Here is a 23487-nt window from a genome sequence, read left to right as displayed (position 1 = left end):
GGGCCGCGGGGGTGCGGGGCTGGACGCTGGAGGAGCTTCCGGAGCCGGAGAAGCTGCCGCCGCTGCCGCCGGAGCCGGTCCCCGCTCAGGGCGGCGACGGCCGGTGCCGCTGCGGCGAGGTGCCCGCCGAGGCGGGGTCGTTGGGGGAGCGGCTCCTGGGCGCGGTGTCCACCGGCTGCACCTGCCTAGGACTGGGAGAAGCGGCGCCAGATGTCCACGCTGTCGGCTCCGCTGGTGATTCCATCGATCAGTTCCAGTTCCTCCGGGGTGAAGGAGGTGTTTTCCACGGCCGAAAGGTTCTCGTCAAGCTGCCGGGTCGAGGAGGCCCCGATGAGCACGGAGGTCACCCCGCCCTCGCGCAGCAGCCAGGCGATGGCCATCTGGGGCAGGGTCTGGCCTCGTTGCTCGGCCAGCCGGGCCAGTTCGCGGACCGTGGACAGGTTCTCCTCGGTGAGTCCGGCCAGCGAGGACCTGCCTCCGGCGGGGACCGCGTTCTTGTCGTCCAGGTATTTCCCGGTCAGCAGGCCCTGGGCCAAGGGGGTGAAGGCGATCGAGCCCATGCCCAGTTCCTCCAGGGTGTCCAGCAACCCGTCCTCGACCCAGCGGTTGAGCATCGAGTAAGAGGGCTGGTGGATGACCAGCGGGGTGCCGAGTTCACGGGCCGCGGCCTTCGCGGCGGCGGTCCGCTCCGGTGAGTAGGAGGAGATGCCGACGTAGAGGGCCTTGCCCTGGCGGACCAGCTGGTCCAGTGCGCCGATGGTTTCCTCGATGGGCGTGTTCGGATCGGGTCGGTGCGAGTAGAAGATGTCGACGTAATCCAGGCCCAGACGCTGCAGGGATTCATCGGCGGAGGCCCGGAGGTACTTGGCCGAGGCCCAGTTCCCGTACGGGCCCGGCCACATGTCGTAACCGGCCTTCGAGGAGATGATCATCTCGTTGCGGTAGGGGCGGAAATCGGTACGCATCATGCGTCCGAAGTTCTCTTCGGCGGAACCGGCGGGCGGGCCGTAGTTGTTCGCCAGGTCGAAATGGGTGATCCCGTGGTCGAAGGCGTGGCGCAGGATCTCCCGCTGGGTGCCGAAGGTCCTGTTGTCCCCGAAGTTCCACCACAGGCCCAGGCTCAACGGGGGCAGCAGCAGGCCGGAGTTGCCGACCCTGCGGTACTGGAGGTCGTCGTAGCGCTCGAGGGCGGCGACGTAGGGATCGTGGGTTTCCGGGGTGCGGGGGGTGTGGACGTCATCAGCCATGGGGTGCTCCTGGGGACGGGAAGACAAGGTCAGCCCCATGCTACGCGGTGCCCGGGGAACTACCCCTCAGTGATCGATACCAGGCGGTGTCCCTTAGCCGGCGAAGGGCAGCGCCCCCGCGAGGACCCCGACCATGAAGGCAGGCAGGGGAACCCATGACCACCAGTTGGTGGGAAAGCCGGGGTGTGGGGTGTCGGCAGCAGGGCGTGGTGGTGGCGCCAGGAACAGGCAGATCAGACCGAAGATCACCAACAAGACGGTCGTCACCGCCGCGCCGGCCAGCGTGTTTCCGAGGAAGACTCCTTCGGGTAGCGCCTCGGTGGCAGCCGCTTCGCGGAAGGCCTCGAGGACGGAAGTGGTACGTGAGGTGCTTGGCAGCCAGCAGATGACAAAGAAGGCGATTGAAACCACCGCAGCGGCAATGGTCGCGAACCGTGCCCCGGGACCGACGACCTTGCGTGCATCGGGGCGCATGAGTCGAAGCCACCCGAGGTAGGCGAGGATTGGAACGACGGTGAAAAGGAGTATTCCCGCGCCGAAGCGGATCAGCTGGATGATGGACAGGGTGCCTGTTTCGGCCGTTTCCGCCCCGGTGACGTCCCCGGCGATGGCCAGGACGGGAGCCCGGAACGCCGCGAACCACAACAGTGCCACTGCGGAGCCCACCAACGCGGCGATGAGCCGGTTGCGGACCAGGGAAAGATAGGGGTTTCTCATGGCCATGTCGTGGTGATCGTTCCTCGGGCTGGGCGAAGGCTGCGTCATCAGTCTAAGCGGCCCTGCCCGGGGCCACCACCTCCCTGTCGTCGCGGGGAGCTCCCTCAGCCGGGGGCATCTGGTGGGGCCCGCCGGGGTGGGAACCAGCGCGGACGCGATTGAGCGGCAGACGTTAAAAGAGTGAAGCACCGGCCATAGCGGACAAGGAGGCGACAAACCGCTATAACCGGTGCTTCTGATCACTCGCACCTTTGAGAAGGTTCCTTCAGCTTAACCAGCGAAACTTGGAACCACCTGTGCGCCCCGTGTCAGCTCGGTGGGAGTGTCGCCACTCAGTAGTTCGACGGCGGATCGGAGGCTGGGAAGGACTCCTCCTCCCACTCGTCGACGCGCGCGTCGTCGTGATCGTGTTGTGCCCGACGGGCCTTCTTCGCGGCTTCCTCGGCGCTCTCGGGCTTGGCGTCCGGACCGCCCGTGGACAGTCCCTCGGTGTTCTCGCTCATGGCATCCTCCCTCGTTGACGGGGCCTATGCCATCAGTCTGGTCCTGAAACCACGAGGTGTCGAGGTCAGCGCCCGGGCCGGGGCTTAACGAGATGAACACCGACTGGATCGATAGTTGGGGGGAATCATCGATGGTCCAGCCGGTGCTCTCATCACTCGCACCTTCAAGAGGTACTTAAAAACAATAAGGTCCAAAGCTTGGTGTTCGCTGGAAAATGCCGAAGAGCCCCGTGTGAATCACGGGTGGCCGGCCCGGCGGGGCCGCCCGATAGCCTGTGGGGATGGCTGAGACGCAGAATCCCCGGGACGGAAGCACCATCTCCTACGACATTTCAGGGCAGGGCCCCGCCATCGTCCTGTTGCACGGTTCGGCGCTATCGCGGGCGATCTGGCGCGGGCTGGGCTACGTCAAGGGCCTCGAGGGGTTCACCGTGGTGCGGATCGACCTCCGCGGACACGGCCGCAGTTCCAAACCCCACCGCCCGCAGGACTACGCCATGGATCTGCTGGTCGGGGACGTGGTGGCCGTGCTCGACGCCGAACAGCTGGCCAGTGCGGTGATCATGGGGTATTCCTTCGGGGCGCGCGTCGCTTTTTCGCTGGCCGCCGCAGCCCCGGGCCGGGTGGAGAAGCTCGTGAGCCTCGGGGGGACGTTCAAGGCGCAGGGCGGCCAGATCGCCGAGGTGTTCTTCGAAGGCTATCTCCAGGCCCTGCGCACCGGCGGCATGCAGGCCTTCGTCGACGGGCAGCAGCTGGATCCGCAGACCCGGTTCGCCTTCATGAACAACGACGCCCGGGCCCTGCACGCCTACTTCGAACGCACCGAAATCGAAGCGGGGATCGAGGAATCGGTGGTCGCCTCGCTCGAGCTGCCGGCCCTGTTGTTCGCCGGTACCCGGGACCGCCGGCGCTACCTCGACTCCCGGGCCGCGGCGGAATTGATGCCGGCGGCCCGGTTCGTCCCCTTGGAGGGCAGGACCCACGGCTCGACGCTGGCTGCCGTCGACGAGGTCCTGGCCCAGCTGCTCCCGTTCCTGCAGGGTGAAGCTACTTATTGAAGGCCGAGAGCCCGGTGATCGAGCGGCCGATGATCAGCGCCTGGACGGTTTCGGTGCCCTCGTAGGTGTGGATGGCCTCGATGTCGGCGAAGTGGCGGGCCACCCTGTTCTTCAGCAGGATGCCGTTGCCGCCGAGCAGATCGCGGGCGTTGGAGGCGATCTGGCGGGCGGTGCGCGTACAGGTGTACTTCGCCAGGGAGGCCTGCGGGCCGGTGAGCTCTCCGCGCTCCTCACGGCGGGTCATCTGCATGACCATCAGCTGCATGGTCGCCAGTTCCGAGTGCATGCGGGCCAGGCGTTCCTGCACGACCTGGGCGGCGGCCAGCGGGCGGCCGAACTGGGTGCGCTGGGTCGCGTACTGCACGGCTGATTCGTAGCAGGCCATGGCATGTCCGACGGCGGACCAGGCGACTCCCAGCCGGGTGGCGAAGAGGACCTTGGCGGTGTCCTTGAAGGAGTTGGCGCCGGGCATGACATGGGTGTCGGGGACGAACACGTTCTCCAGGCGGATATGGGCCTGCCAGATGGCGCGCAGGCTCAGCTTCCCTTCGATGGTGGTCCCGGTGTAGCCCTCCCACTCCTGCTGGACGATGAAACCGCGGACGTTGCCCTCATCGTCGCGGGCCCAGACGACCGTGATGCCGCCGGTGGAGCCGTTGCCGATCCACTTCTTCTCACCGTTGAGGACGTAGCCGCCGTCCACGCGGGTGGCCCGGGTCTCCAGGGAGACCGAATCGGAGCCGTGCGTGGGTTCGGTCAGGGCGAAGGCACCCAGGACCTCGGCCCGGGCCAGCTTCGGAACCCAGTGGGCGATCTGTTCCTCGGAGCCGCAGAAGGCGACCGAGCGCAGCGCCAGGCCCGACTGGACCGCCCCGATGGTGGCGACCGACCCGTCGGCGCGGGAGAGTTCCATGTTCACCAGTCCGGCGCCCAGCGTGCTCATGGCCGGGTGGCCGTCGACGTCGATGCCGTCGCGCAGCAGATCCAGTTCGCCCAGTCGGGTGGCCAGATGGAACGGGAAGTCGGCACGGTCCCAGTAGTCGTCGATCTCTGGACGGACTTCGTCCAGGCCGAAGCGCCGGGCCCGGTCCCAGTAGGCGCGGTCGTCCGCCGGGATGTCCTCGGCGCCGAAGAGGCCGGTGGGGTCGACGTCGACCTCGCCCCAGAGCTCATAGTCGGGCTCGACGACACCGAGCGGGAATTCGGCGATCGGGGTGTCGTGTCCGGGGTGGGGGGAGGTGGTTTCTGAGGTGCTCACGGGTGTCCTTCGGCGTTGCGTGGCCGGCACTGGGAGGTGGCGCCGGTCACGGGGGATCGATCCGTACCAGCATCCATGAAACCGAGGTTCAGGTCAAGACACTCAGTGTCAGGCGGTGGGTGGGGTCCGCCCGGGCTGTTGATCCAGCGCCCGGCGGACGGCGTCGACGATCTGCTCGGGGTCGGTGCCGCTGTTCGACACCGTGACGACGACCTCCGGCCGGGTCGGGGGCGCCCCCGCTGGGGGGGTCTGTTCCTGCAGCCGGGGCAGATGCAGGGCAGCCAGTTGGGCCAGTTCGTCCACGAGTCCGGACCGCAGGCCGGCATCGCAGGTGTTCAGCCAGCTGCGCAGGAACGCGTTGTGCACCGCGACCACCGAGGCCGCATAGGAGGTGATCGCCAGGTTGACGTCGTCCAGGCCCGGGTCCACGTCCAGGGCGGCGCGCAGGCCGCGACGGAAGGCCCGTTCATAGCGATGGGTGCTGACCAGTTCCCGGTCGCGCAGGGCGGGAACCTCCTGCAGCAGTTCGAAGCGCAGCAGCGAGGCCCGGGGCCGGCCGGTGTGGTGATCGAATACGAAGAGGGCGGCGGCGGCCAGCCGGTCGGCCAGCCGGCGTCCGGGGGCCGCCAATTCGCGATGGACCCCGTCGATGACGGTGTCCATGTCCGCGAAGACCATGTCCTCCTTGGAGAGGTAACGGCGGAAGAAGGTACTGCGGCTGATCCCCAGCACCGCCGCCAGCTGGTCCACGCTGGTGGCATCGAACCCGCGTTCGACCAGCAGTCGCAGGGCTTCCTCGGGAACGGTGGCTGTGTGGTCCATGCCGGTGAATCTAGCACGGCCGGCGTTCACCGCCGGCTGGCCTTCCGCCCCGCCGGGGGCTGGAAGAACAAGCAGACCAGTGCCGCGAAGATCGCCACCAGTCCGGGCAGCAGCAGGGACTGGCCCAGGGCCGTGGAGAACGCGCCGTGCAGGAAATCCGGGACCGCCTGGCCCATGGTGGCCGCCGCTCCGGCCGGGGTGGCGGAGGAGCCGTCGCCGGCGCGGTCCGTGCCGGCCAGCACGGCGCTGGACTCGGCACTGATGCGGGCCTCCATGAGGAAGGCGATCAGGGCCGACCCCAGGACGGAGCCGACCTGGCGGGTCGTGTTGTAGACCCCGGAACCTGCCCCGGCGGTGGCCTGGCCCAGATCGCGGGTGGCCGTCAACGAGACCGAGGGCCAGATGCCGGCACTGCCGATGCCCATGACCACCGGGGGCAGCAACAACACCCAGAACGGGATGTCGGGGCTGAGGATCAGCCCGTAGACCACGATCCCCCCGCCGAAGAGCAGGAACCCCGGAACGGCCAACAACTTGGGGTCGATCCGGTTGGTCAGCTTGCCGGCGAAGGGGGCCAGCACCCCCGAGACGATCGCCATCGGGGCGATCATCAACGCCGAAAGCGTCGGGCTCAGGCCGCGGACGGATTGCAGGTAGAGGATGATCGGGAAGTTCAGCGCAATGATGGCCAGGCCCATGGCCGTGATCGCGACATTGGCCAGCGAGAAGTTCACGTTGCGGAACAGGCCCAACGGCACCAGGGGTTCGCGCCGGTTGAAGCGCTGCCACACGATGAATCCGGCCAGCACCACCAGCCCCGCGATGATCAGGCCCCATACGGTGATGGGACCGATGATCGTTCCCCAGTCGTAGGTGTTGGCCTCCTGGATCCCGAAGACGATTAGGAACATGGCGATCGCCGAGAGCGCGACGCCGAACAGATCGAAGTTGCGGCTGTGCCGGGGCAGCTGGGGGACCTTGAGCCAGACCCGCCAGATGGCCAGGGCCCCGACGGGGACGTTGACGAAGAAGATCCATTCCCAGCTCAACGTGTCCACCAGCACGCCGCCGAGGATGGGCCCGGCGAGGGTCGCGACCCCGGCCACGGCGCCCCAGACGCCCATCGGTGCACCGCGGCGTTCGGCCGGGAACATGCGGGTGATGAACGTCATCGTCTGCGGGGTCAGCAGGGCCGCGCCCAACCCCTGGGCCACCCGGGCGGCGATCAGCATGCCGATGCTCGGCGACAGGCCGCACCACAGCGAGGAGAGGGTGAACAGGGCCAGACCGATCAGGTACAGGTTCTTCGGGCCGAAGCGGTCGCCCAGCCGCCCGGCCACGAGCAGCGGGACCGCGAAGGCCAGCAGGTAGGAGCTGTTGACCCAGATGACGCCGTTGATGCCGGTGTCCAGGCCGCGCATGATCGCCGGCATGGCGGTGGCGACGATGGTGGAGTCCACCAGGATCATGAAGAAGCCGATGACCAGCGCCCAGAGCGCGGACCAGGCGGCGCGGTCGTCGGGGGCGGTCGGGGCAGGTCTTTGGGGGTTGGTCACCGGTAGAGGATACTCCGGTGCCCGGGCCCGTGTCGGCTCAGTCCCAGCACACCGTTCCCTCGATGCAGGTGACCACGTCCCCCGAGACGCGGATGCCGCCGTCGTGCTCCGAAAGCCCGACGTGTCCGGCCCGTCCCAGCCGGGTCCCCTGGCGCACCGTGTAGGAGGGGGCGACGAGTCCTGCCGGGATCATCCACTGGGCGATGCCCGCATTCAGGCTTCCGGTCACCGGGTCCTCGGGCATCCCCTCGCCCGGGCAGAAGGCCCTGACCTCGAAGTCGGCAGGGATGGGCCGCACCGCGGTTTCGAAGGCGGCGGAGTCATCGGCCGGTAGGAGCGGTTCGAGTTCGGCGCGGGTGCCCTTCGGGCGTTCCCCGTCCCTCCGCGCAGCGGGCACCGCCTCAACGGCAGGGACCAGATGCGGGCCGATGATCCCGATCTCCAGGCCCTCCAGTGCCACGAAATCCGGTTCCACGGCCAATACCGCCTCGGCGTCGTGGAGCATCAGCACCGCCCATTGCGGGCCGTTGGCCACCCATTGGTGGGCCACGACGTCTGCGGCGCGCAGCCCCAATCCGGCCAGTGCCCACTCCAGGACATCGTCTTCCAGGGGGCCGGTACGGCGCAGTGGAGGGGACAGGAAGGCCAACTGGTGCCGGCCCTGCCCGTCACGGTCCCCGGTATGGACCTCGATGAGTCCGGCGGCACATTCCTGGATGACCACCCCGGGGCGGCGGGGGCGGCCGCCGGCCTCGAGCCAGGCGTGGGCGGTACCCAGCGTGGGGTGCCCGGCGAAGGGCAGTTCCGTCGTGGTGGTGAAGATCCTCACGCGGTAGTCGGCGCTCGGGTCGGTCGGGGGCAGGACGAACGTGGTTTCGGCGAGATTGGTCCAGTTCGCGAAACGCAGCATGGCCTCCTCATCCAGGCCGTCGGCATCGAGCACGACGGCCAGGGCATTGCCCAGATAGGGGGTGGAAGTGAAGACGTCGACTTGGCGGAACTGGCGTTGGGGCATTGCGCCATGGTGGCACACCGAAGCCGGCGGAGAAGGCCCCCGCCGGCTTCGTGACGTACGGTTGCGGGCATCGAAAACATCACCACCGGTGGGCGACGTCGATGACCAGCCGTGAACCGGTGCCGGGCCCGTCCAGGACGAAGGTGCGGAAGGGCAGGCGGGCGCGGACGCCGAGTCCGAAGGAACTCCGGCCTTCAAAGCTGCCCAGATAGGCCACCTGGCCGAACGTGCGGTAGCCGGTCACGTCGGCTGCCTTCGTGCGGTGGGCGGGGGCGTAGGAGGTGCTGGCAGGTGAGGCCACGAGGATCTGCAGATCGGCGGCGCCGGTCAGCGGCACGCGCCGGCCCTGGCCTTCGGTGCGGACGGCGTTCACGTATTTGACGTCGTATCCCTTGACCTTGCCCTTCAGATCGACGACGAGCCGGTCGAAGCAGGCATGCTCCCCGGTGCGTACCCCGGTGACCCGGGCCGAGGAGGAAGACCCGTGGGAGTCGGCGAGCGAACCCCAGGTGATGCCGCAATACGGTGCGGTGGTGGCTGCTGCGGCAGGAAGTGCGGGGGCCAACCCCAGGCCCGCGACCAACAGTGCCCCGGCCAGGCCGACTTTGATGGCCTTCATGATGGTGTTCCTTCCCAGGAATGTTGCGGTGGATGATGCCTCCATGATGCGCCCGGGACGAGACCGGGGGAAGTGGTTATTCACTTTGGTGCACCAATGTGATGCGGGAGTGGAAAAGGAAGGGAATCAGCACCGTTAAGGCGTCAAAACGGCGGCATTTCGGGTCCGTGGAACGGGCTGGATCCGCGCAGCGGACAGCCGGATCACGATCAGGGATCCCGGGGGGCGGCCCTCCCGGGCCGGCCCCCCGCGCCGGGCCCGGCATCAGACCCTGGTAGGAGGGGGCCGTCGAAGGTTCATCTCAGCGGTTGATCCGCCGGACCCCGGTGGGCCCGGAGACTGGATCCATGCCTGAAAACACACCGACCCCCGAGGACGAGGCGCTCCGATCCGCCCCCGGCGTCCTCTCCGCCATCAACCTGAAGAAGGCCTTCGGCGCCACCGACGCATTGGGTGGCCTGGACCTGGAGCTGCGGCGGGGGGAGTCCGTGGCCATCATGGGGCCCTCCGGCTCCGGGAAATCGACGCTGCTCCACACCCTGGCCGGCATTGAGGCCCCCGATATCGGCTCCGTGCACTTCCGTGATCCGGCAGGGGCCTCCGGCGCCGTGGACATCACCGCGCTGGGTGAAGGGGCCCGCTCCCGGTTGCGTCGGCAGAGCTTCGGGTTCGTCTTCCAATCGGGATTGCTCATCCCCGAACTCACCGCCGTCGAGAACGTCGCGATGGCCCTGATGATCACCGGCATCCCCCGGTCGACCGCGGTGCCCCATGCCGCCGAATGGCTTCAGGCACTGGGGCTGGCGGGCCTGGAGGAACGTCGGATCGGCCAGCTCTCCGGGGGACAGGCCCAACGGGTGGCCATCGCCCGGTCCCAGATCACCGGGGCCACGGTCACCTTCGCCGACGAGCCGACCGGCGCCCTGGACTCCGCCACCTCCTCAGAGGTCCTCGAGATCCTGCTCCAGGCCACCATCGGCCGCGGGAACACCCTGGTCATGGTCACCCACGACCAGGAGGTGGCCTCGCGCTGCCACCGCATCATCCACCTGCTCGACGGCAGGATCCGGCACGACGCCGATGCCTCCGCGGCCCGTCCGGGGGCCCGGGCATGAAGGCCTTCTCCCTGGCGTGGTTGCTGGGCCGGCCGGTCCGCGGACGGTTGGGACCCCAGCTGCTCACCGCCTCCGCCTACGCCCTGACCGCGGCCCTGCTGATGCTCGTGGCGGCCGGGGGATGGTCCTTCACCGCCGTGCAGGACGAACTCAGTGGGCTTTATCTGGTGCTGGCCGGTCTCGCCGTCGCCTTGTTGGTGGTGCCGTTGGCGGTCCTGGGTGCTGCGGCGGCGCGCCTATCGGCCCGCTCCCACGACCAGCGGCTGGCCACCGTCCGCCTCCTGGGCGGCACCCCCGCGCTCGCCGCCGCGGTCACGGTCATCGAATCCGCTGCCGTCGCGCTCGCCGGGGTCCTGATCGGGGTGGTGTTGTACCTGCTCGGGGCCCCGCTGGTGGGGCTGCTGCATTTCCGGGGGCAGGCGATCGGCGCGGCGATGTTCATGCCGGTCGGTACCATCGCCCTGCTGGCGCTGGCCGTCGTCGCCGTGGGGGTGGTCTCCGCGGTGGTCGGGTTGCGCCGGTTGAATGTCTCCCCGCTGGGTGTGCGGACCCGCGCGGCAGCACCGGGCGCACGGTGGATCCGGGCGCTGATCGCCGGAGTCGTCATCGTCACGGCGTTCACGGCCCTGCAGTTCCTCTCGGCATTCCGGGATTTCGCGCTCATGATCGCGGTGCTGATCGGGGCCTTCGCCGCCGTGCTGGCGGTGCTGAACATCGTGGGCCCCTGGGCGGTGCGGCTGCTGGCCGGACATTCGCTCACACGGGCACAAACCCCCGAACGACTGCTGGCCGCGCGCATGATCCTCGAATCCCCGGCGGCGGCGTGGCGGCAGGTCTCGGCCGTGGCCATGACCAGTTTCGTGGCCGTGCTGGGTGGGTCCGGGGCCGCGTTGATGAAGGCCTCGGTCACCGAGGAGTCCGCGGCCGGGGACCGGGCCCTGGCCCAGGACATCTTGACGGGGGTGGTGGTGACGGTCCTGGTCTCCTTCATCGGCGTCTGCTGCTCGGCGGTGATCAACCAGTGCGCCCAGACGCTGGACCGCCGGGAGCTCTATGTGAACCTGGGCCGGCTGGGAATGGATGCCGCCACGATGGACCGGGCCCGGGTCCGTGCGGTGATGGGGCCGTTGCTGTGGGTGTGCCTGGGGTCGGCCCTGATCGCAGGGATCCTGCTGCTGCCCCTGGTCGGCGTCGCCCTGGTCCTGTCCCCGCTGACGATCCTCGTCGTGGTGGGGACCCTGGCCGCCGGGGTGGTGGCGGTCCGGGCCTCCGTGGCATTGGCCGGCGCACGACTGGTTTTACACAGTTCCTGAACGGGCCCGCGTATTACCCGGAAACACGGAGCCCGGCAACCCGGAAAAGGTGACGAGAATAACATCAGGCTCAATGTGCGTTATCTACTCAGGGTGGGGTAAGTTGGACCGAAGTCCCATTCAACGGCCCGCACGGGCCGCCTCATACGAAAGGAACATATGTCCTCCCTGAAACTGCGCCTGGGAGCGCTACTGGGCGCTTCGGCCCTCGCTCTGACCGCCTGCGGCGGATCCTCCGACGCCCCATCGACGGCTTCCGACGCCAGCACCGTGAGCGTTGAAGACAACAACGGAACGCAGACGGTGCCTAATCCGCCGTCCTCGGTGGTCGCCACCGACAACCGGACGTTCGAGACCCTCTCGGACTGGGGCGTGGAACTGACCGCCGGGGCCGTGGCCCTGATGCCGGAAACCATCGACTACACGAAGGATGACTCCATCGTGGATCTGGGCAACCACCGCGAACCGGATCTGGAAGCCGTCGTGGCCGCGGAACCCGATCTGATCGTCAATGGCCAGCGCTTCGCCCAGTACCACGAGGACTTCGCCTCGCTCGTCCCCGATGCCACCATCCTCGAACTGGACCCCCGCGAGGACGAACCCTTCGACGCCGAGCTCAAACGCCAGACCGAGGTGCTCGGCGAGGTCTTCGGCAAGCAGGACGAGGCACAAAAGATCAACGACGACTTCGACGCCGCCATCGAGCGGGCAAAGGCCGCCTACGACGACAGCGACGAGGTCATGGCGGTCATCACCTCGGGCGGGGACATCGGCTACTCGGCGCCCTCCAACGGACGCACCCTCGGGCCGGTCTTCGACATGCTGGACCTGACCCCGGCACTGGAAGTCGACGACGCCAGCGACGACCACCAGGGGGACGACATCTCCGTGGAGGCGATCGCCGACTCCAATCCGGATTGGATCCTGGCCATGGACCGCGATGCGGCGATCGCCGCCGACGATGCCGACTACCAGCCGGCCAACGAACTGCTGACCTCTTCGGACGCACTGGGCAACGTCACCGCGGTCAAGGATGGCAACGTCATCTACATGCCGGCCGACACCTACACCAACGAGGGGATCCAGACCTATACCGAGTTCCTCAACACCTTCGCCGACGCCCTCGAGGGCTAGCCGCGGCGCGCACCCATGACCACCAGCACCACCGGACGCGGCGTCGGCCGGAAAGGCCGGCTCTTCGAGCCTTCCCTTCTGGTCGGCGTCGCCGTCGTCGTCGCCCTGCTCGGGTTCTCCCTGCTGACCGGGGTCTATGACATCTTCGGGGCCGAGGATGGGGGGAGGATGTTCGCCATCACGCGCATCCCGCGCACCATGGCCCTGGTGCTCTCCGGGGCCGCGATGGCGATGTCGGGGCTGGTGATGCAGCTGCTGACCCAGAACAGGTTCGTCGAGCCCACGACCACCGGGACCACCGAATGGGCGGGACTGGGCCTGCTGACGGTGATGATCCTCGCTCCCGGAGCAGGCATCATGGCCAAGATGATCGGGGCCATCGTGGCCGCCTTCATCGGAACGATGGTGTTCTTCCTCTTCCTGCGCAGGGTTTCGCTCAAGGCCTCCTTGACGGTGCCCATCGTGGGGATCATGCTCGGCGCCGTCGTCGGAGCCATATCCACGTTCATCGCGTTGCAGACCGACATGCTCCAGAGCCTGGGCATCTGGTTCGCCGGCAGCTTCACCTCGGTGCTGCGCGGACAATACGAGGTGCTGTGGATCGTGGCCCTGGTCGGGGCCGCCGTCTTCTGGGTGGCCGACCGCTTCACGGTGGCTGGGCTCGGCGAAGAGGTCGCCACCAACGTCGGGCTGGACTACAACCGGATCATCCTGCTGGGCACCGGACTGATCGCCGTGGCCACCGGCATCGTGACCGTCGTGGTCGGAAACCTGCCGTTCCTCGGGCTCATCGTGCCCAATATCGTCTCCATGTTCCGCGGGGACGACCTGCGCGGGAACCTGCCGTGGGTCTGCCTGCTGGGCATCGGCATCGTCACCGTCTGCGATCTGATCGGACGCACGATCATCATGCCCTTCGAAGTTCCCGTGTCGTTGATCCTGGGGATCGTGGGGGCAGTGGTCTTCATCGGCCTCCTGTTGAGGCAGCGTCGACATGGCTGATACCGCTTCCCCTCCACGGCTGGCTGCCTCCCCCCGGCGCCGGGGCCCCGAGGGGCCCCCGCGCAACTCCTCCGCCTTTCCCACCCGACGGGCGCGCCGGCGGTACCTGATCGTGGTCACCGTGCTGTCCCTCCTGGCCGTGGGCTTCGGCGGCGGACTGCTGATCTGGGACAACCCCATGCCCGCGGGTTCGTCTGGTTATTGGCGGATCGCCGAACTGCGCGGCACGAGCGTGGTGGTCATGCTCGTCGTCGCCTGCTGCCAGGCCATGGCGACCGTCAGTTTCCAGACCGTGACGAACAACCGCATCATCACCCCGTCGATCATGGGTTTCGAATCGCTGTATGTGGCGGTCCAGACCGCTGCGGTGTTCTTCCTGGGGGCCGCCGGGGTGACCGCGGTCCAGGGGCTGCCGCAATTCGTGCTGCAGGTGGTGGTCATGGTGGGGCTCTCGCTGGCGCTCTACGGCTGGCTTCTCTCGGGGAAATACGCGAACATCCAGGTCATGCTGCTGATCGGCATCATCATCGGCGGCGGACTGGCGTCGGTGTCCACGTTCATGCAGCGTCTGCTCTCGCCGAGCGAATTCGATGTCCTCACCGCCCGGCTGTTCGGGTCGATCTCCAACGCCGACGCCGGGTACCTTCCGGTGGCGATCCCGCTGTGCCTGGTCGCCGGGGTGCTGTTGTGGGCGAACTCGCGGAACCTGGACGTCGTCGCCCTGGGCCGGGACACCACGATGAACCTGGGGCTGGACCACCGGCGCATGGTCATGCGGACCCTGTTCCTGGTCTCCCTGCTGATGGCCACCTCCACCGCCCTGGTGGGCCCGATGACGTTCCTGGGTTTCCTCGTGGCCACCCTGGCGTACCAGATCGCCGATACGCACGACCACCGCCTGGTCTTCCCGGTGGCCGCGCTCATCGGGTTCGTGACCTTGTCCGGGGCCTACTTCATCATGAAGAACCTCTTCTACGCCGAGGGGGTCGTCTCGATCATCATCGAAGTCATCGGCGGCTCGCTCTTCCTGTATTTCATCCTGCGAAAGGGTCGGCTGTGATCACGCTGAACGACGTCCGCAAGAGCTATGGCAACGGCACCGAGATCGGGCCGGTCAGCTTCGAGATCCCCGTCGGGGGCATCACCGCCCTGGTCGGCCCCAACGGTGCCGGCAAATCGACGCTGTTGACGATGATCGGGCGCCTGCTCGGCCTGGATGCGGGGGCCATCGAAATCGCCGGCTACGACGTTTCCACCTCGGCCTCGAAGGACCTGGCCCGGATCGTATCGATCCTGCGGCAGGAGAACCATTTCACTACCCGGTTGACCGTGCGCCAACTGGTCGGCTTCGGCAGGTTCCCGCATTCGCGGGGCCGGCTGACGGTGGTCGATGAGCAGGTCGTCTCCCAGGCCATCGACTTCCTGAATCTGCGCGAACTGGAGGGCCGCTACCTCGACCAGCTCTCCGGCGGCCAGCGGCAGCGCGCCTACGTGGCGATGGTGCTGGCCCAGGACACCGAATACGTCCTGCTCGACGAACCGCTGAACAACCTGGACATGCGGCATTCGGTGCAGATGATGCAACATCTGCACCGTGCCGCCCGGGAACTGGGCAGGACCATCGTGGTGGTCATCCACGACATCAACTTCGCCGGACACTATGCCGACCACATCTGCGCCGTGAAGGACGGGCAGGTCGTCGACTTCGGGCCCCCGGAGCAGATCATGACCAACGCCGTGCTCAGCAGGGTCTTCGACACCCCCGTGGAAGTCATCGAGGGGCCCCGCGGCCCGCTGGCCGTCTACTACTGACCGGTAGAGTTTCTCCCGCACTTGCGTAAACAAGGGCCCCGGCCCGGCATCGCGATGATGCCGCGGCAGGCTCAGCGGTGGACGGATCTTTGACAATCACAATATTTGTGAACTGTAAACACTACATTTGAATATCTAATTATCAGTTTTCAAACAAGACTTTCAAATATGGTCAACTCGTGCTTATCATCCGTAGCGTGCCCCGGATCGGCTCAAGGTCGAGCTGCCGGGCACACCACAGAAAAACGAAGCAAGGAGTGCAACATGGGTAAGAAACCCATCAGATTGACCCGCGCAGTGGTCTTGTCCACGGCAGCGTTCGTAGGATCCTGTTCGCTGATCGGCGGGCTGACCGGCCTGCCGGCCACCGCCGCGACACCGACGTCCGGGCCGACGGTCTCGAACACCGTCGCGGTCGCCGCCGACGCGAACACCGCCCAGGCCGCGACCGGCGCCCTGGAATCCGGGACGAGCTACGACCAGTTCATCGTCTCCTATAAGGACTCGGCGAGTTCCGCGACGAAGCAGGCCCGCGTGAACTCCATGGGCCCCGCCGCCAAGGAAGCCGGCGTCTCAGTGAAGGAACTGCGCCCCACCGCCACCGGCGGCCACGTGTTGCAGACGAACGAGAAACTCTCCACCGCCGAGGCGAAGCAGTTCATGCTCGACGCGGCCAAGACCGGGACCATCGACTCCATTGAACCGGATGCCATGATGACGATCGCGGCGACCCCCAACGACACCCACTACGGGCAACAGTGGGACTTCCACGGGTCCAACGGCATGCGCACGCCATCCGCGTGGAACTACTCCACCGGCAGCGGGGCCGTGGTCGCGGTCCTGGATACCGGCATCACCAGCCACTCCGACCTGAACGCGAACATCCTGCCCGGCTACGATTTCGTCTCCAATGCCTCCGCGGCCCGCGACGGAAACGGCCGCGACTCCAACCCCGCCGACGAGGGCGACTGGGTCAACCCCGGTGAATGTGGTTCGGCCAACGGCAGCAACTCCTCCTGGCACGGCACGCACGTCGCCGGCACCGTCGCCGCGGTGACGAACAACGGCAAGGGAGTCGCCGGGGTCGCCCCCACCTCCAAGATCGTCCCGGTGCGGGTGCTGGCCAAATGCGGTGGCTCGCTCTCGGATATCTCCGACGCGATCGTCTGGGCCTCGGGTGGGAACGTCTCGGGCATTCCGTCCAACCCCAACCCGGCTGATGTGATCAACATGTCCCTCGGTGGTGGCGGAGCCTGCGGCTACACCTACCAGAACGCCATCAACTCGGCCGTTTCCCGGGGGACGTCCGTCGTGGTGGCCGCCGGCAATGAATCGCAGAATGCCGCCAACTCCCGGCCGGCGAACTGCAACAACGTGATCACCGTCGCGGCCAGCAACAAGTCCGGCTCGCGGGCCTTCTACTCCAACTACGGTTCGTCCGTGGACGTCACCGCCCCCGGTGGCGACACCTCAAGCCGTGGTGGGGGAATCCTGTCCACGATCAACTCCGGACGGACGACCCCGCGCGGTGAAGCCTACGCCGAGTTCCAGGGCACCTCGATGGCTGCCCCGCATGTTGCCGGTGTGGTGGCGCTGATGCGCGCCAACAGTCCCAACATGAGCCCGTCATCCGTGGAATCCTCGCTCAAGGCGGGGACGCGCGCCATGCCCGGCGGCTGCTCGGGTGGCTGTGGGGCCGGCCTGGTCGATGCAGGGCAGACCCTGTATTCGCTCGGGTACTAATCCACGGTAGGACCTGCAATCCGCTGGCCGGGACACCGTCATCACGGTGTCCCGGCCAGCTTGCCGTCGTACCGGTGGTGACGTGTCGGCTCAGCGGCCGCGTTGGGCCAGACGGGCCACGAGGGCATCCGGGGCGACCCGTGCCAGGAAGGTGATGATCTTGTACTTGGTGCTGGGGATGGACACCGAACGGCCGGCCATGGCGTCCGTCAGCCCGCTGCGCACCACCTCTTCGGGTTCCAGCCACGACCAGGAGGGGATGGATTTCTTGTCGATCTTCATCCGGTCATGGAATTCGGTGTGCACGAATCCGGGGCAGATGGCGGTGACCGAGATTCCGCGGTCGTGGTAGAAGACATTGGCCCACCGACTGAAGTTCACCAGGAACGCCTTGGACGCCGAGTAGGTGCCGCGAGGAGTGAAGGCGGCGACGGAAGCGACGTTGATGATCCGCCCGCCCCCGATCTTCGCCATGGCCCGCAGGGCGGCGTGGGAGAGGATCAACGGGGTGCGCACGTGGATGCCGACATGGGCCAGCTCCTCGGCCAGGTCGTTGTCGGCGAAGTTCCCGGCCATTCCGTATCCGGCATTGTTCACCAGGGTGGTCACCGGATTGGTGGAGTCGGCCAGCCGGTTGGCGACCTGCTGGACGCCGGCCTCGGTGACGAGGTCGGCGCTGATCGTCTGCACCTGGACGGCGTAGCGGGCGCTGAGGCTCTCGGCGGTGGCATCCAGTCGTTGCTGGTCACGGGCCACGAGGACCAGGGAGTACCCCTGGGCCGCCAGTTGCCGGGCGAACTCGGCGCCGAGTCCCGAGGTGGCTCCGGTGATGAGCGCGGTCACGGTCGGCTGGGCGGAGTAGTGCGTCTCGGGGTGCTGTGTGGGACTGGCCATGCCTTGACTGTAGCGGGGCGTGCGATTCAGTCCAAGGAGGCTGCGCGGGTGAGGCGAAATCGTCACCGGAGCACAATAGGGCACTAGAACTTTGTGTAATACCGACCACCAAGGCTAGCCTAACTACATCAGGATTTTCCGGGGGTGTCCCGGATAAGGATCGTCAGGGAGACCATCGTGGATTCACGCTGCTTCAGGGGCAGGACCCCGTCTTGCCGGGGAACTGAGCCACGTGCCGGTGGGTAGGGGCCTAGGGGGCCGGGGTGGTCCCGGACAAGTAGTGCAGCTGGGCCTTGACCGAATGCTCTGCGGCCCCGCGCACCGCGGGATCGATGTCGGCATAGACCAGATCCGTGACCTCGGCCGTCCCCGGCCGGCCGGAGGGATCAGCGGCGGCCAGCCGGGCCACGGCGTCACGGACCTGCTCGAGACGTTGGAGCCGATGGGCCGTGTACTGCTCGATGACGGTACCCAGCTGCGGATGCGTGGGGCCGTGGGCCGGAAGCATGAGCGCCGAGCCGAATCCGGACAGGACATCGAGGCTGGCCAGGTAGTCACCGAGCGTTCCGTCGGGGAAGTCCAGGATGGTCGTCCCACGCCCCAGGATGGTGTCGCCGGTCAGGACCGAACCGTGGGGTCCGTCGTCGGGCAGCAGGAAGCACAGCGAATCGGAGGTATGCCCGGGGGTGGCCACGACCTGGACCCTGATCCCCGCCGCGGTGATCACTTCCCCATCGCCCAGGACCGGGGCCTGCCGACAATGGTCGGCCAGGGCCGCCCGCACCGGGGCCCCGGTCAGTTCGTGCAGGCGGTCGATGCCCTCGGTGTGGTCGGGGTGGCGGTGGGTGATCAGCACCAGCTCGACGCGTCCGGCAGCGGCCAGGGCCTGCAGATGGTCCTCGTCGGCGGGCCCCGGGTCCACGACCACCACCGGGCCGGTCCCGGCTCCTGCGGCATGCAGGAGATAGGAATTGGTGCCCTCCAACGTCATCGGACCGGGATTCGGTGCCGTGATCAGATCGGCGCAGGAGCTCACGTGCTGGATGGGGGAAGGCGTCGGCTGTGGCATGCCGACAGTCTAGGGCAGCCGAGACGACGTTTCCCCCGCCACGACCTCGTGGGAACCCCCTTCAACCCAAGGAACACATGCAGAGCCTGACGGCAGAGAACCTGTCCTTGTCCCACCCTTCCGGCGCCATGCTCACCGACCTGAGCGTGGAGATCCCGGTCGGGGAGATCACCGTGGTCATCGGCCCCAACGGCGCCGGCAAATCCACGCTGCTGCGCGGACTGGCCGGAGCGCAGGAACCGGATTCCGGAACCGTGAGGATCGGTTCGACCGAGCTGCACGACCACCCGGTCGATGACCTTGCCAGCATCCTGTCCCTGCTGCCGGAGACCCCCGGGGGCCATGAAGCCAGCGCCGCACGGGCACGGATCTCCGACGTGCTGGCCCGCGGATCGGAGGTGTTGCTGCTGGACGAGCCGACGGCGCATCTCGATATCGCCGGGCAGCTCGAGGTCCTCGACGCCATCGCCGAGGTGAACCGCCGGTGCGGGACGACCGTGGTCATGGTCCTGCACGACCTCGGCCTGGCGGCCCGCTACGCGGACCGGATGCTCGCACTGGTGGCAGGACGCATCATCGCCGCCGGGCGCCCTTCGGAGATCCTCACGACCGAACTGGTCCACGAGGTCTTCGGACTCCGGGCCCGGGTGATTCCCGACCCGGTGGCCGGAACGCCCCTGATGGTGCCGATCGGACGCCACCGGTTCCGCCGCCCCGACACCGGCCGAGCCGGGCCACCGCCCACCAGGCAGCCTGCCGGACCACGCCCGAGGCCGGAGACTCCCCTGGAATCCGTGGTCGTCCCCACCGTGGCCCGCCCCGCCGTGGACGTCTGCCCGACGCTGGCGTTCAGCCTGGAGGTCGTCGACGTCCAGGAGCTCGGGCCCGGGTTCCGCCGCCTGACCCTGGCCGGGCCGGAACTCGAACACTTCGGTACCGGCGGGCATCCACTGGACCTGCGGATCAAGGTCCTGGTGCCGCCGGCGGGCGAGGAATCCGTGGCCCGCCTGCGCACGCTCTTCGCCGATCTGGCCCCCGGGGGCCGGATCACCCCGGAGGATTCGGCCGGCTGGTACCGGACCTGGCTGGCCCGGGACCCCGCCGAGCGCGGATCCATGCGCACCTATACGGTGCGTTCCTTCCGCCCTGCAGGCCATCCCGGCAACGCGGGGCCGACCCCGGAACTCGATCTGGACTTCGTGTTGCACGTGCACCGGGAAAACGGCGTCCTGGTCGGCGGGCCGGCCTCCGTCTGGGCGGCGGAGGCCGCCATCGGCGACGACGTCATCATCCTGGGACCCAATCGGGCGCTCTGCGGGCCCGACTACGGGGGTATCGAATTCCGGCCCGGCAAGGCGCGACGGATCCTGCTGGCCGGCGACGAGACGGCGGCCCCGGCGATCTGTTCGATCCTGGAATCACTGCCCCCGGGGATCACCGGGGACGCCTTCATCGAGGTCCCGTCCGTCGAGGACATCCAGGGTTCCTTCACCCGTTCAGGGGTTGCCGTGCAGTGGCTTCCGCGCGGCATGCAGGCCCCGGGCACGTTGCTGGAGACGGCCGTGCGTTCGGCGATCGCGCTCCCGGGGGCCGGTGCCGTGGACCCGGGTGACGAGTTGGAGGACGTGGATGTCGACGAGGGCATCCTGTGGGAGACGACGGCCGGAGCCGGCCAACCCTTCTACGCCTGGCTCGCCGGCGAGGCGGGGGTCATCAAATCGTTGCGTCGTTATCTGGTCCGTGAGGTTGGAATCGACCGCAAGCAGGTCTCCTTCATGGGGTATTGGCGTGCGGGCCGGGCCGAAGCCTAGGGATTGATCCGCGTCGTGGCTCGTCACGCAGGACGGGATTGACTTCCGCCGTGGGAAAATATGGGAATGATGCACACCCAGGTCCGCCGGGCCATGACCGAGGATTGGCAGGCGCTGCGTGCGGTGCGGCTCCGGGCACTGGCGGACGCGCCGTCGCTCTTCAGCTCCACGTGGGAACGCGAGTCCGCTTTCGGTGAGGAGCGCTGGCGTGAACGGGCGGAACAAAGCAACTGGTTCCTGGCCTGGTCCCCGCTCTCGACCGGCCTCGCCACGCAGCTGGCTGACGGACTCGCGGGAACGGTCCTGCGGCCGGGGACCGGAGGCTGTGAACTCATCGGCATGTGGGTTGATCCGGCGGTGCGCGGACTGCACGTCGGCCGGGAACTGGTCGCCGCCGCTGCCGGCTGGGCCCGCCGGGCCGATGCCGGACGATTGGATCTGTGGGTGGTCGCAGGGAATCATGGCGGCCACGAGTTCTACCGGCGCCAGGGGTTCCTGGAAACCGGGGAACACCAAGAGGTTCCCGACCGCCCCGGTGTGGTGGAGCTGGGCCTGACGCTGCCGCTCATCTGATCAGCCCCCGCCGGGGAACCAGCCCCTGGGAATCAGGGCCGGGACGGTGCGTCCAGGTACCTGACCTGCGTCAGTTCCTCGGAAAGCTCCCACAGCCGGCCGGCGGCCGCCGGATCCCGGGCCGCCTCCGCCCGCTGCGCGAGGCGGGGCGCCCCGCGCCACTCCCCGGGACCGCCTGGACCGTAATATTCCCCGCCGCGGGCGCTCGGATCGGAGGCCGCACGCAACGTCGGCCGGGCCCCCTGGGCCGGTCGGGGCATCACGGCGTTGAACAGGGCCCGGGCCGGACGCAGGGAGGGCCGGTCGAAGACATGGCCGAAGAGGTCGGTGCCCACCACTCCCGGATGGGCGGCGACGGCGATCGTTTCCTGGCCGGCGGCCCGCAAACGCCGATCCAACTCGTCGGTGAACAGCAGGTTGGCCAGCTTCGAGCGGTTATAGGCGGCCACGGGGGTGTAGCCACCCTCTTCGAACAGGGGATCGTCGAAATCCATGCGCCCGCCCCGGTGGGCCAGGCTGGACAGCGACACGACCCGGGAGCCTGGCACCGCCGCCAGGAGATCCAGCAGCAGGCCGGTCAAGGCGAAATGGCCCAGGTGGTTCGTGCCGAATTGCAGTTCGTACCCCTCGGCGGTCAGCCCATACGGGGTCATCATGATGCCGGCGTTGTTGACCAGCAGATCCAACCGCTCGTGGGTGGTCAGCACCGTCCGGGCGAATGAGTGGACCGTGGAAAGGATCGACAGATCAAGCTGGATGACTTCCGTGCGCAGCTCGCCGACGGAGGCCAGCAGCTCCGGTCTCAGCCGGTCGGCGGCAGCCCGCCCCTTGCCCGGATCCCGGCACGCCATCACGACGTGGGCGCCATGCAGGAGCAGCTCCCGGGTGGTGGCGAGCCCCAGGCCGTTGTTCGCGCCGGTGACCACCGCCGTCGTGCCGGTGAGATCGCCGATATCGGTGGTGCTCCAGGACCTGGTGCGCGGCATGGGCTCCTCCTGCTGGTCGGCTCACATGGACGGCCCCAGTCTAGGGCCCGGGCAGGACCTGCCCCTCGATCCCGCAGGCGATCCCGGGGCGACAACCGCCCGTGCTGTGGTGCATCCTGAAGGAGGGGAGCATCCAGGCGAAGGGCGGGCAGGCATGGCAGCGGAACCATCCAACGGCAACGCGGCGGGGACCATCTGGACCCTGGGGCATTGGACCTGTCCGCCGGAGGTCGTGGCCGAGACGTTGGAATCGGCCGGGATCGAATTGCTGGCCGATGTGCGCAAGATGCCCGGATCGCGGCGGAGCCCACAATTCGATGCGGATCAGATGCCTGCCTGGTTGGCCGACATCGGCATCGAATACCACCATGTGCCCGAACTGGGAGGCCGTAGGCCGCGGCAGCATGGCATCGACCCGAGGGTCAACGCCGGGTGGCAGAACGCCAGCTTCAAGAACTATGCGGACCATACGCTCACCGAGGAGTTCGCCACGGGCCTGGAGCGGCTGATGCGGTGGGCCCGGGACCGGCGGGTCGTGGTGCTGTGCGGGGAGCCGATGCCCTGGCGTTGCCACCGGCTGCTCATCGCCAACGTGCTCGCCGCCCGGGGGTGGACGGTGGTGCACCTATCCAATACCGCGAAGCCGACCGAGCATGAACTCGGCCGGTGGGGAGCCGAGCCGAGGGTGCACGACGACGGCGTGGTGACCTACCCGGCACCGGGGCAGTGACTTTATCTGTGCCACCTGCCTACAGTGAAAGAGGGCCCCGCGGAGCAGTGGAGCCCGGAGCCGGTTGGTGGTCATCCCCGTGCGCAACGGGTGCGGAGGTGTCGGCGCCAGCCGCACCCTAGGAGAGGACCCCACCATGTCAGACGATCTCTTCCCCAAGGCCACCCCTGCGGTGGCCAAACGTCGCAAGGAACTGACCCCGGACGCCACGCAGGCCTTCGAGGACTTCAGCAAGGCGGTCTTCGCCGAGGGCGCCCTGGACGAGCAGACCAAACAACTGATCGCCGTCGCCGTCGCCCATGTCACGCAATGCCCCTATTGCATCGAAGGCCACAGCAAACTCGCCAAGCGCAAGGGCGCCACGGCCGAGCAGATCATGGAAGCCATCTGGGTGGCCGCAGAAATGCGGGCCGGCGGCGCCTTCGCGCACTCCACCATCGCCCTGCATGCGATCGGGGAAGTCCCCCACCAGCACTGACCGGCGGCACCGGGCCGGTGGACGCCGCCGGG

At 67.9% G+C, this 23487-nt stretch carries 23 protein-coding genes; 12 read left to right on the top strand and 11 right to left on the bottom strand.

Annotated features, from left to right (window positions below; all coding sequences use genetic code 11):
* Positions 1 to 185: 185 nt before the first annotated feature.
* The 3 genes from AC3ZI9_RS14410 to AC3ZI9_RS14400 all read right to left on the bottom strand — a co-directional run bounded on the left by AC3ZI9_RS14410 (position 186) and on the right by AC3ZI9_RS14400 (position 2467).
* On the bottom strand, positions 186 to 1247 hold the full coding sequence (locus AC3ZI9_RS14410; RefSeq protein WP_444566801.1) for an aldo/keto reductase: 1062 nt from the start codon (positions 1245 to 1247) through the stop codon (positions 186 to 188).
* A 93-nt stretch (positions 1248 to 1340) separates the two neighbouring features.
* The gene (locus tag AC3ZI9_RS14405; RefSeq protein WP_444555594.1) at positions 1341 to 1970 is read right to left on the bottom strand and encodes a hypothetical protein; all 630 of its coding nucleotides are present in this window, start codon (positions 1968 to 1970) and stop codon (positions 1341 to 1343) included.
* A gap of 326 nt (positions 1971 to 2296) precedes the next feature.
* Positions 2297 to 2467, bottom strand: a complete 171-nt coding sequence (locus AC3ZI9_RS14400; protein ID WP_444555593.1) for a hypothetical protein — start codon at positions 2465 to 2467, stop codon at positions 2297 to 2299.
* A 281-nt stretch (positions 2468 to 2748) separates the two neighbouring features.
* Between AC3ZI9_RS14400 and AC3ZI9_RS14395 the strand changes: the two genes are divergently transcribed.
* The gene (locus AC3ZI9_RS14395; RefSeq protein WP_444555592.1) at positions 2749 to 3525 is read left to right on the top strand and encodes an alpha/beta fold hydrolase; all 777 of its coding nucleotides are present in this window, start codon (positions 2749 to 2751) and stop codon (positions 3523 to 3525) included.
* On the opposite strand, the gene AC3ZI9_RS14390 is transcribed toward AC3ZI9_RS14395, so the two are convergent.
* The 5 genes from AC3ZI9_RS14390 to AC3ZI9_RS14370 form a co-directional block, all read right to left on the bottom strand.
* Positions 3515 to 4783 (bottom strand): acyl-CoA dehydrogenase family protein, encoded by a 1269-nt coding sequence (locus AC3ZI9_RS14390; protein WP_489923709.1) that lies wholly within the window; start codon positions 4781 to 4783, stop codon positions 3515 to 3517. The genes AC3ZI9_RS14395 and AC3ZI9_RS14390 overlap by 11 nt on opposite strands.
* Before the next feature lie 108 nt (positions 4784 to 4891).
* Complete coding sequence (locus AC3ZI9_RS14385) at positions 4892 to 5605, bottom strand: TetR/AcrR family transcriptional regulator (RefSeq protein ID WP_444555590.1); 714 nt, start codon at positions 5603 to 5605, stop codon at positions 4892 to 4894.
* A gap of 26 nt (positions 5606 to 5631) precedes the next feature.
* Positions 5632 to 7161 carry a DHA2 family efflux MFS transporter permease subunit gene (locus AC3ZI9_RS14380; RefSeq protein WP_444555589.1) on the bottom strand — a complete coding sequence of 510 codons (1530 nt, stop codon included), beginning with the start codon at positions 7159 to 7161 and terminating at the stop codon, positions 5632 to 5634.
* Between the two features lie 37 nt (positions 7162 to 7198).
* On the bottom strand, positions 7199 to 8176 hold the full coding sequence (locus AC3ZI9_RS14375; protein WP_444555588.1) for a PhzF family phenazine biosynthesis protein: 978 nt from the start codon (positions 8174 to 8176) through the stop codon (positions 7199 to 7201).
* Between the two features lie 79 nt (positions 8177 to 8255).
* Positions 8256 to 8795 carry an AMIN-like domain-containing (lipo)protein gene (locus AC3ZI9_RS14370; protein ID WP_444555587.1) on the bottom strand — a complete coding sequence of 180 codons (540 nt, stop codon included), beginning with the start codon at positions 8793 to 8795 and terminating at the stop codon, positions 8256 to 8258.
* Between the two features lie 347 nt (positions 8796 to 9142).
* Between AC3ZI9_RS14370 and AC3ZI9_RS14365 the strand changes: the two genes are divergently transcribed.
* The 7 genes from AC3ZI9_RS14365 to AC3ZI9_RS14335 all read left to right on the top strand — a co-directional run bounded on the left by AC3ZI9_RS14365 (position 9143) and on the right by AC3ZI9_RS14335 (position 16914).
* Positions 9143 to 9910, top strand: a complete 768-nt coding sequence (locus AC3ZI9_RS14365; RefSeq protein WP_444555586.1) for an ABC transporter ATP-binding protein — start codon at positions 9143 to 9145, stop codon at positions 9908 to 9910.
* On the top strand, positions 9907 to 11223 hold the full coding sequence (locus tag AC3ZI9_RS14360) for a permease (protein WP_489923708.1): 1317 nt from the start codon (positions 9907 to 9909) through the stop codon (positions 11221 to 11223). The genes AC3ZI9_RS14365 and AC3ZI9_RS14360 overlap by 4 nt, the downstream gene beginning before the upstream one ends.
* 159 nt (positions 11224 to 11382) lie before the next feature.
* Positions 11383 to 12357: a siderophore ABC transporter substrate-binding protein gene (locus AC3ZI9_RS14355; protein ID WP_489923707.1), complete on the top strand. Its 975-nt coding sequence runs from the start codon at positions 11383 to 11385 to the stop codon at positions 12355 to 12357.
* Between the two features lie 15 nt (positions 12358 to 12372).
* Complete coding sequence (locus AC3ZI9_RS14350; RefSeq protein WP_444555583.1) at positions 12373 to 13359, top strand: ABC transporter permease; 987 nt, start codon at positions 12373 to 12375, stop codon at positions 13357 to 13359.
* Complete coding sequence (locus AC3ZI9_RS14345) at positions 13352 to 14419, top strand: iron chelate uptake ABC transporter family permease subunit (protein WP_444555582.1); 1068 nt, start codon at positions 13352 to 13354, stop codon at positions 14417 to 14419. Before AC3ZI9_RS14350 ends, AC3ZI9_RS14345 begins: the two co-directional genes overlap by 8 nt.
* Complete coding sequence (locus AC3ZI9_RS14340; protein ID WP_444555581.1) at positions 14416 to 15171, top strand: iron ABC transporter ATP-binding protein; 756 nt, start codon at positions 14416 to 14418, stop codon at positions 15169 to 15171. Before AC3ZI9_RS14345 ends, AC3ZI9_RS14340 begins: the two co-directional genes overlap by 4 nt.
* Before the next feature lie 264 nt (positions 15172 to 15435).
* Entirely contained in the window at positions 15436 to 16914 is a 1479-nt protein-coding gene (locus tag AC3ZI9_RS14335) for a S8 family peptidase (protein ID WP_444555580.1), read from the top strand.
* A 90-nt stretch (positions 16915 to 17004) separates the two neighbouring features.
* Here the strand turns inward: AC3ZI9_RS14335 and AC3ZI9_RS14330 are convergent, their stop codons facing one another.
* Complete coding sequence (locus AC3ZI9_RS14330; protein ID WP_444555579.1) at positions 17005 to 17808, bottom strand: SDR family NAD(P)-dependent oxidoreductase; 804 nt, start codon at positions 17806 to 17808, stop codon at positions 17005 to 17007.
* 250 nt (positions 17809 to 18058) lie between these two features.
* Entirely contained in the window at positions 18059 to 18877 is an 819-nt protein-coding gene (locus AC3ZI9_RS14325; RefSeq protein ID WP_444555578.1) for an MBL fold metallo-hydrolase, read from the bottom strand.
* Positions 18878 to 18954: 77 nt separating this feature from the next.
* Here AC3ZI9_RS14325 and AC3ZI9_RS14320 point away from each other — a divergent pair, with 77 nt between their 5' ends.
* Positions 18955 to 20688, top strand: coding sequence for an SIP domain-containing protein (locus AC3ZI9_RS14320; RefSeq protein ID WP_444555577.1), 1734 nt, complete (start codon positions 18955 to 18957; stop codon positions 20686 to 20688).
* Between the two features lie 66 nt (positions 20689 to 20754).
* Entirely contained in the window at positions 20755 to 21261 is a 507-nt protein-coding gene (locus AC3ZI9_RS14315) for a GNAT family N-acetyltransferase (protein WP_444555576.1), read from the top strand.
* Between the two features lie 32 nt (positions 21262 to 21293).
* Here the strand turns inward: AC3ZI9_RS14315 and AC3ZI9_RS14310 are convergent, their stop codons facing one another.
* Positions 21294 to 22247: an oxidoreductase gene (locus tag AC3ZI9_RS14310; protein ID WP_444555575.1), complete on the bottom strand. Its 954-nt coding sequence runs from the start codon at positions 22245 to 22247 to the stop codon at positions 21294 to 21296.
* 154 nt (positions 22248 to 22401) lie between these two features.
* Here AC3ZI9_RS14310 and AC3ZI9_RS14305 point away from each other — a divergent pair, with 154 nt between their 5' ends.
* Positions 22402 to 22977, top strand: a complete 576-nt coding sequence (locus AC3ZI9_RS14305; RefSeq protein WP_444555574.1) for a DUF488 domain-containing protein — start codon at positions 22402 to 22404, stop codon at positions 22975 to 22977.
* A 136-nt stretch (positions 22978 to 23113) separates the two neighbouring features.
* On the top strand, positions 23114 to 23455 hold the full coding sequence (locus AC3ZI9_RS14300) for a carboxymuconolactone decarboxylase family protein (protein WP_444555573.1): 342 nt from the start codon (positions 23114 to 23116) through the stop codon (positions 23453 to 23455).
* Positions 23456 to 23487 lie beyond the last annotated feature (32 nt).

It is taken from the genome of Arthrobacter sp. AOP36-F1-5 (genome assembly GCF_058137995.1).
Note: the sequence above shows the minus strand (reverse complement) of the source record. Positions and strands in the feature narration are given on the sequence as shown.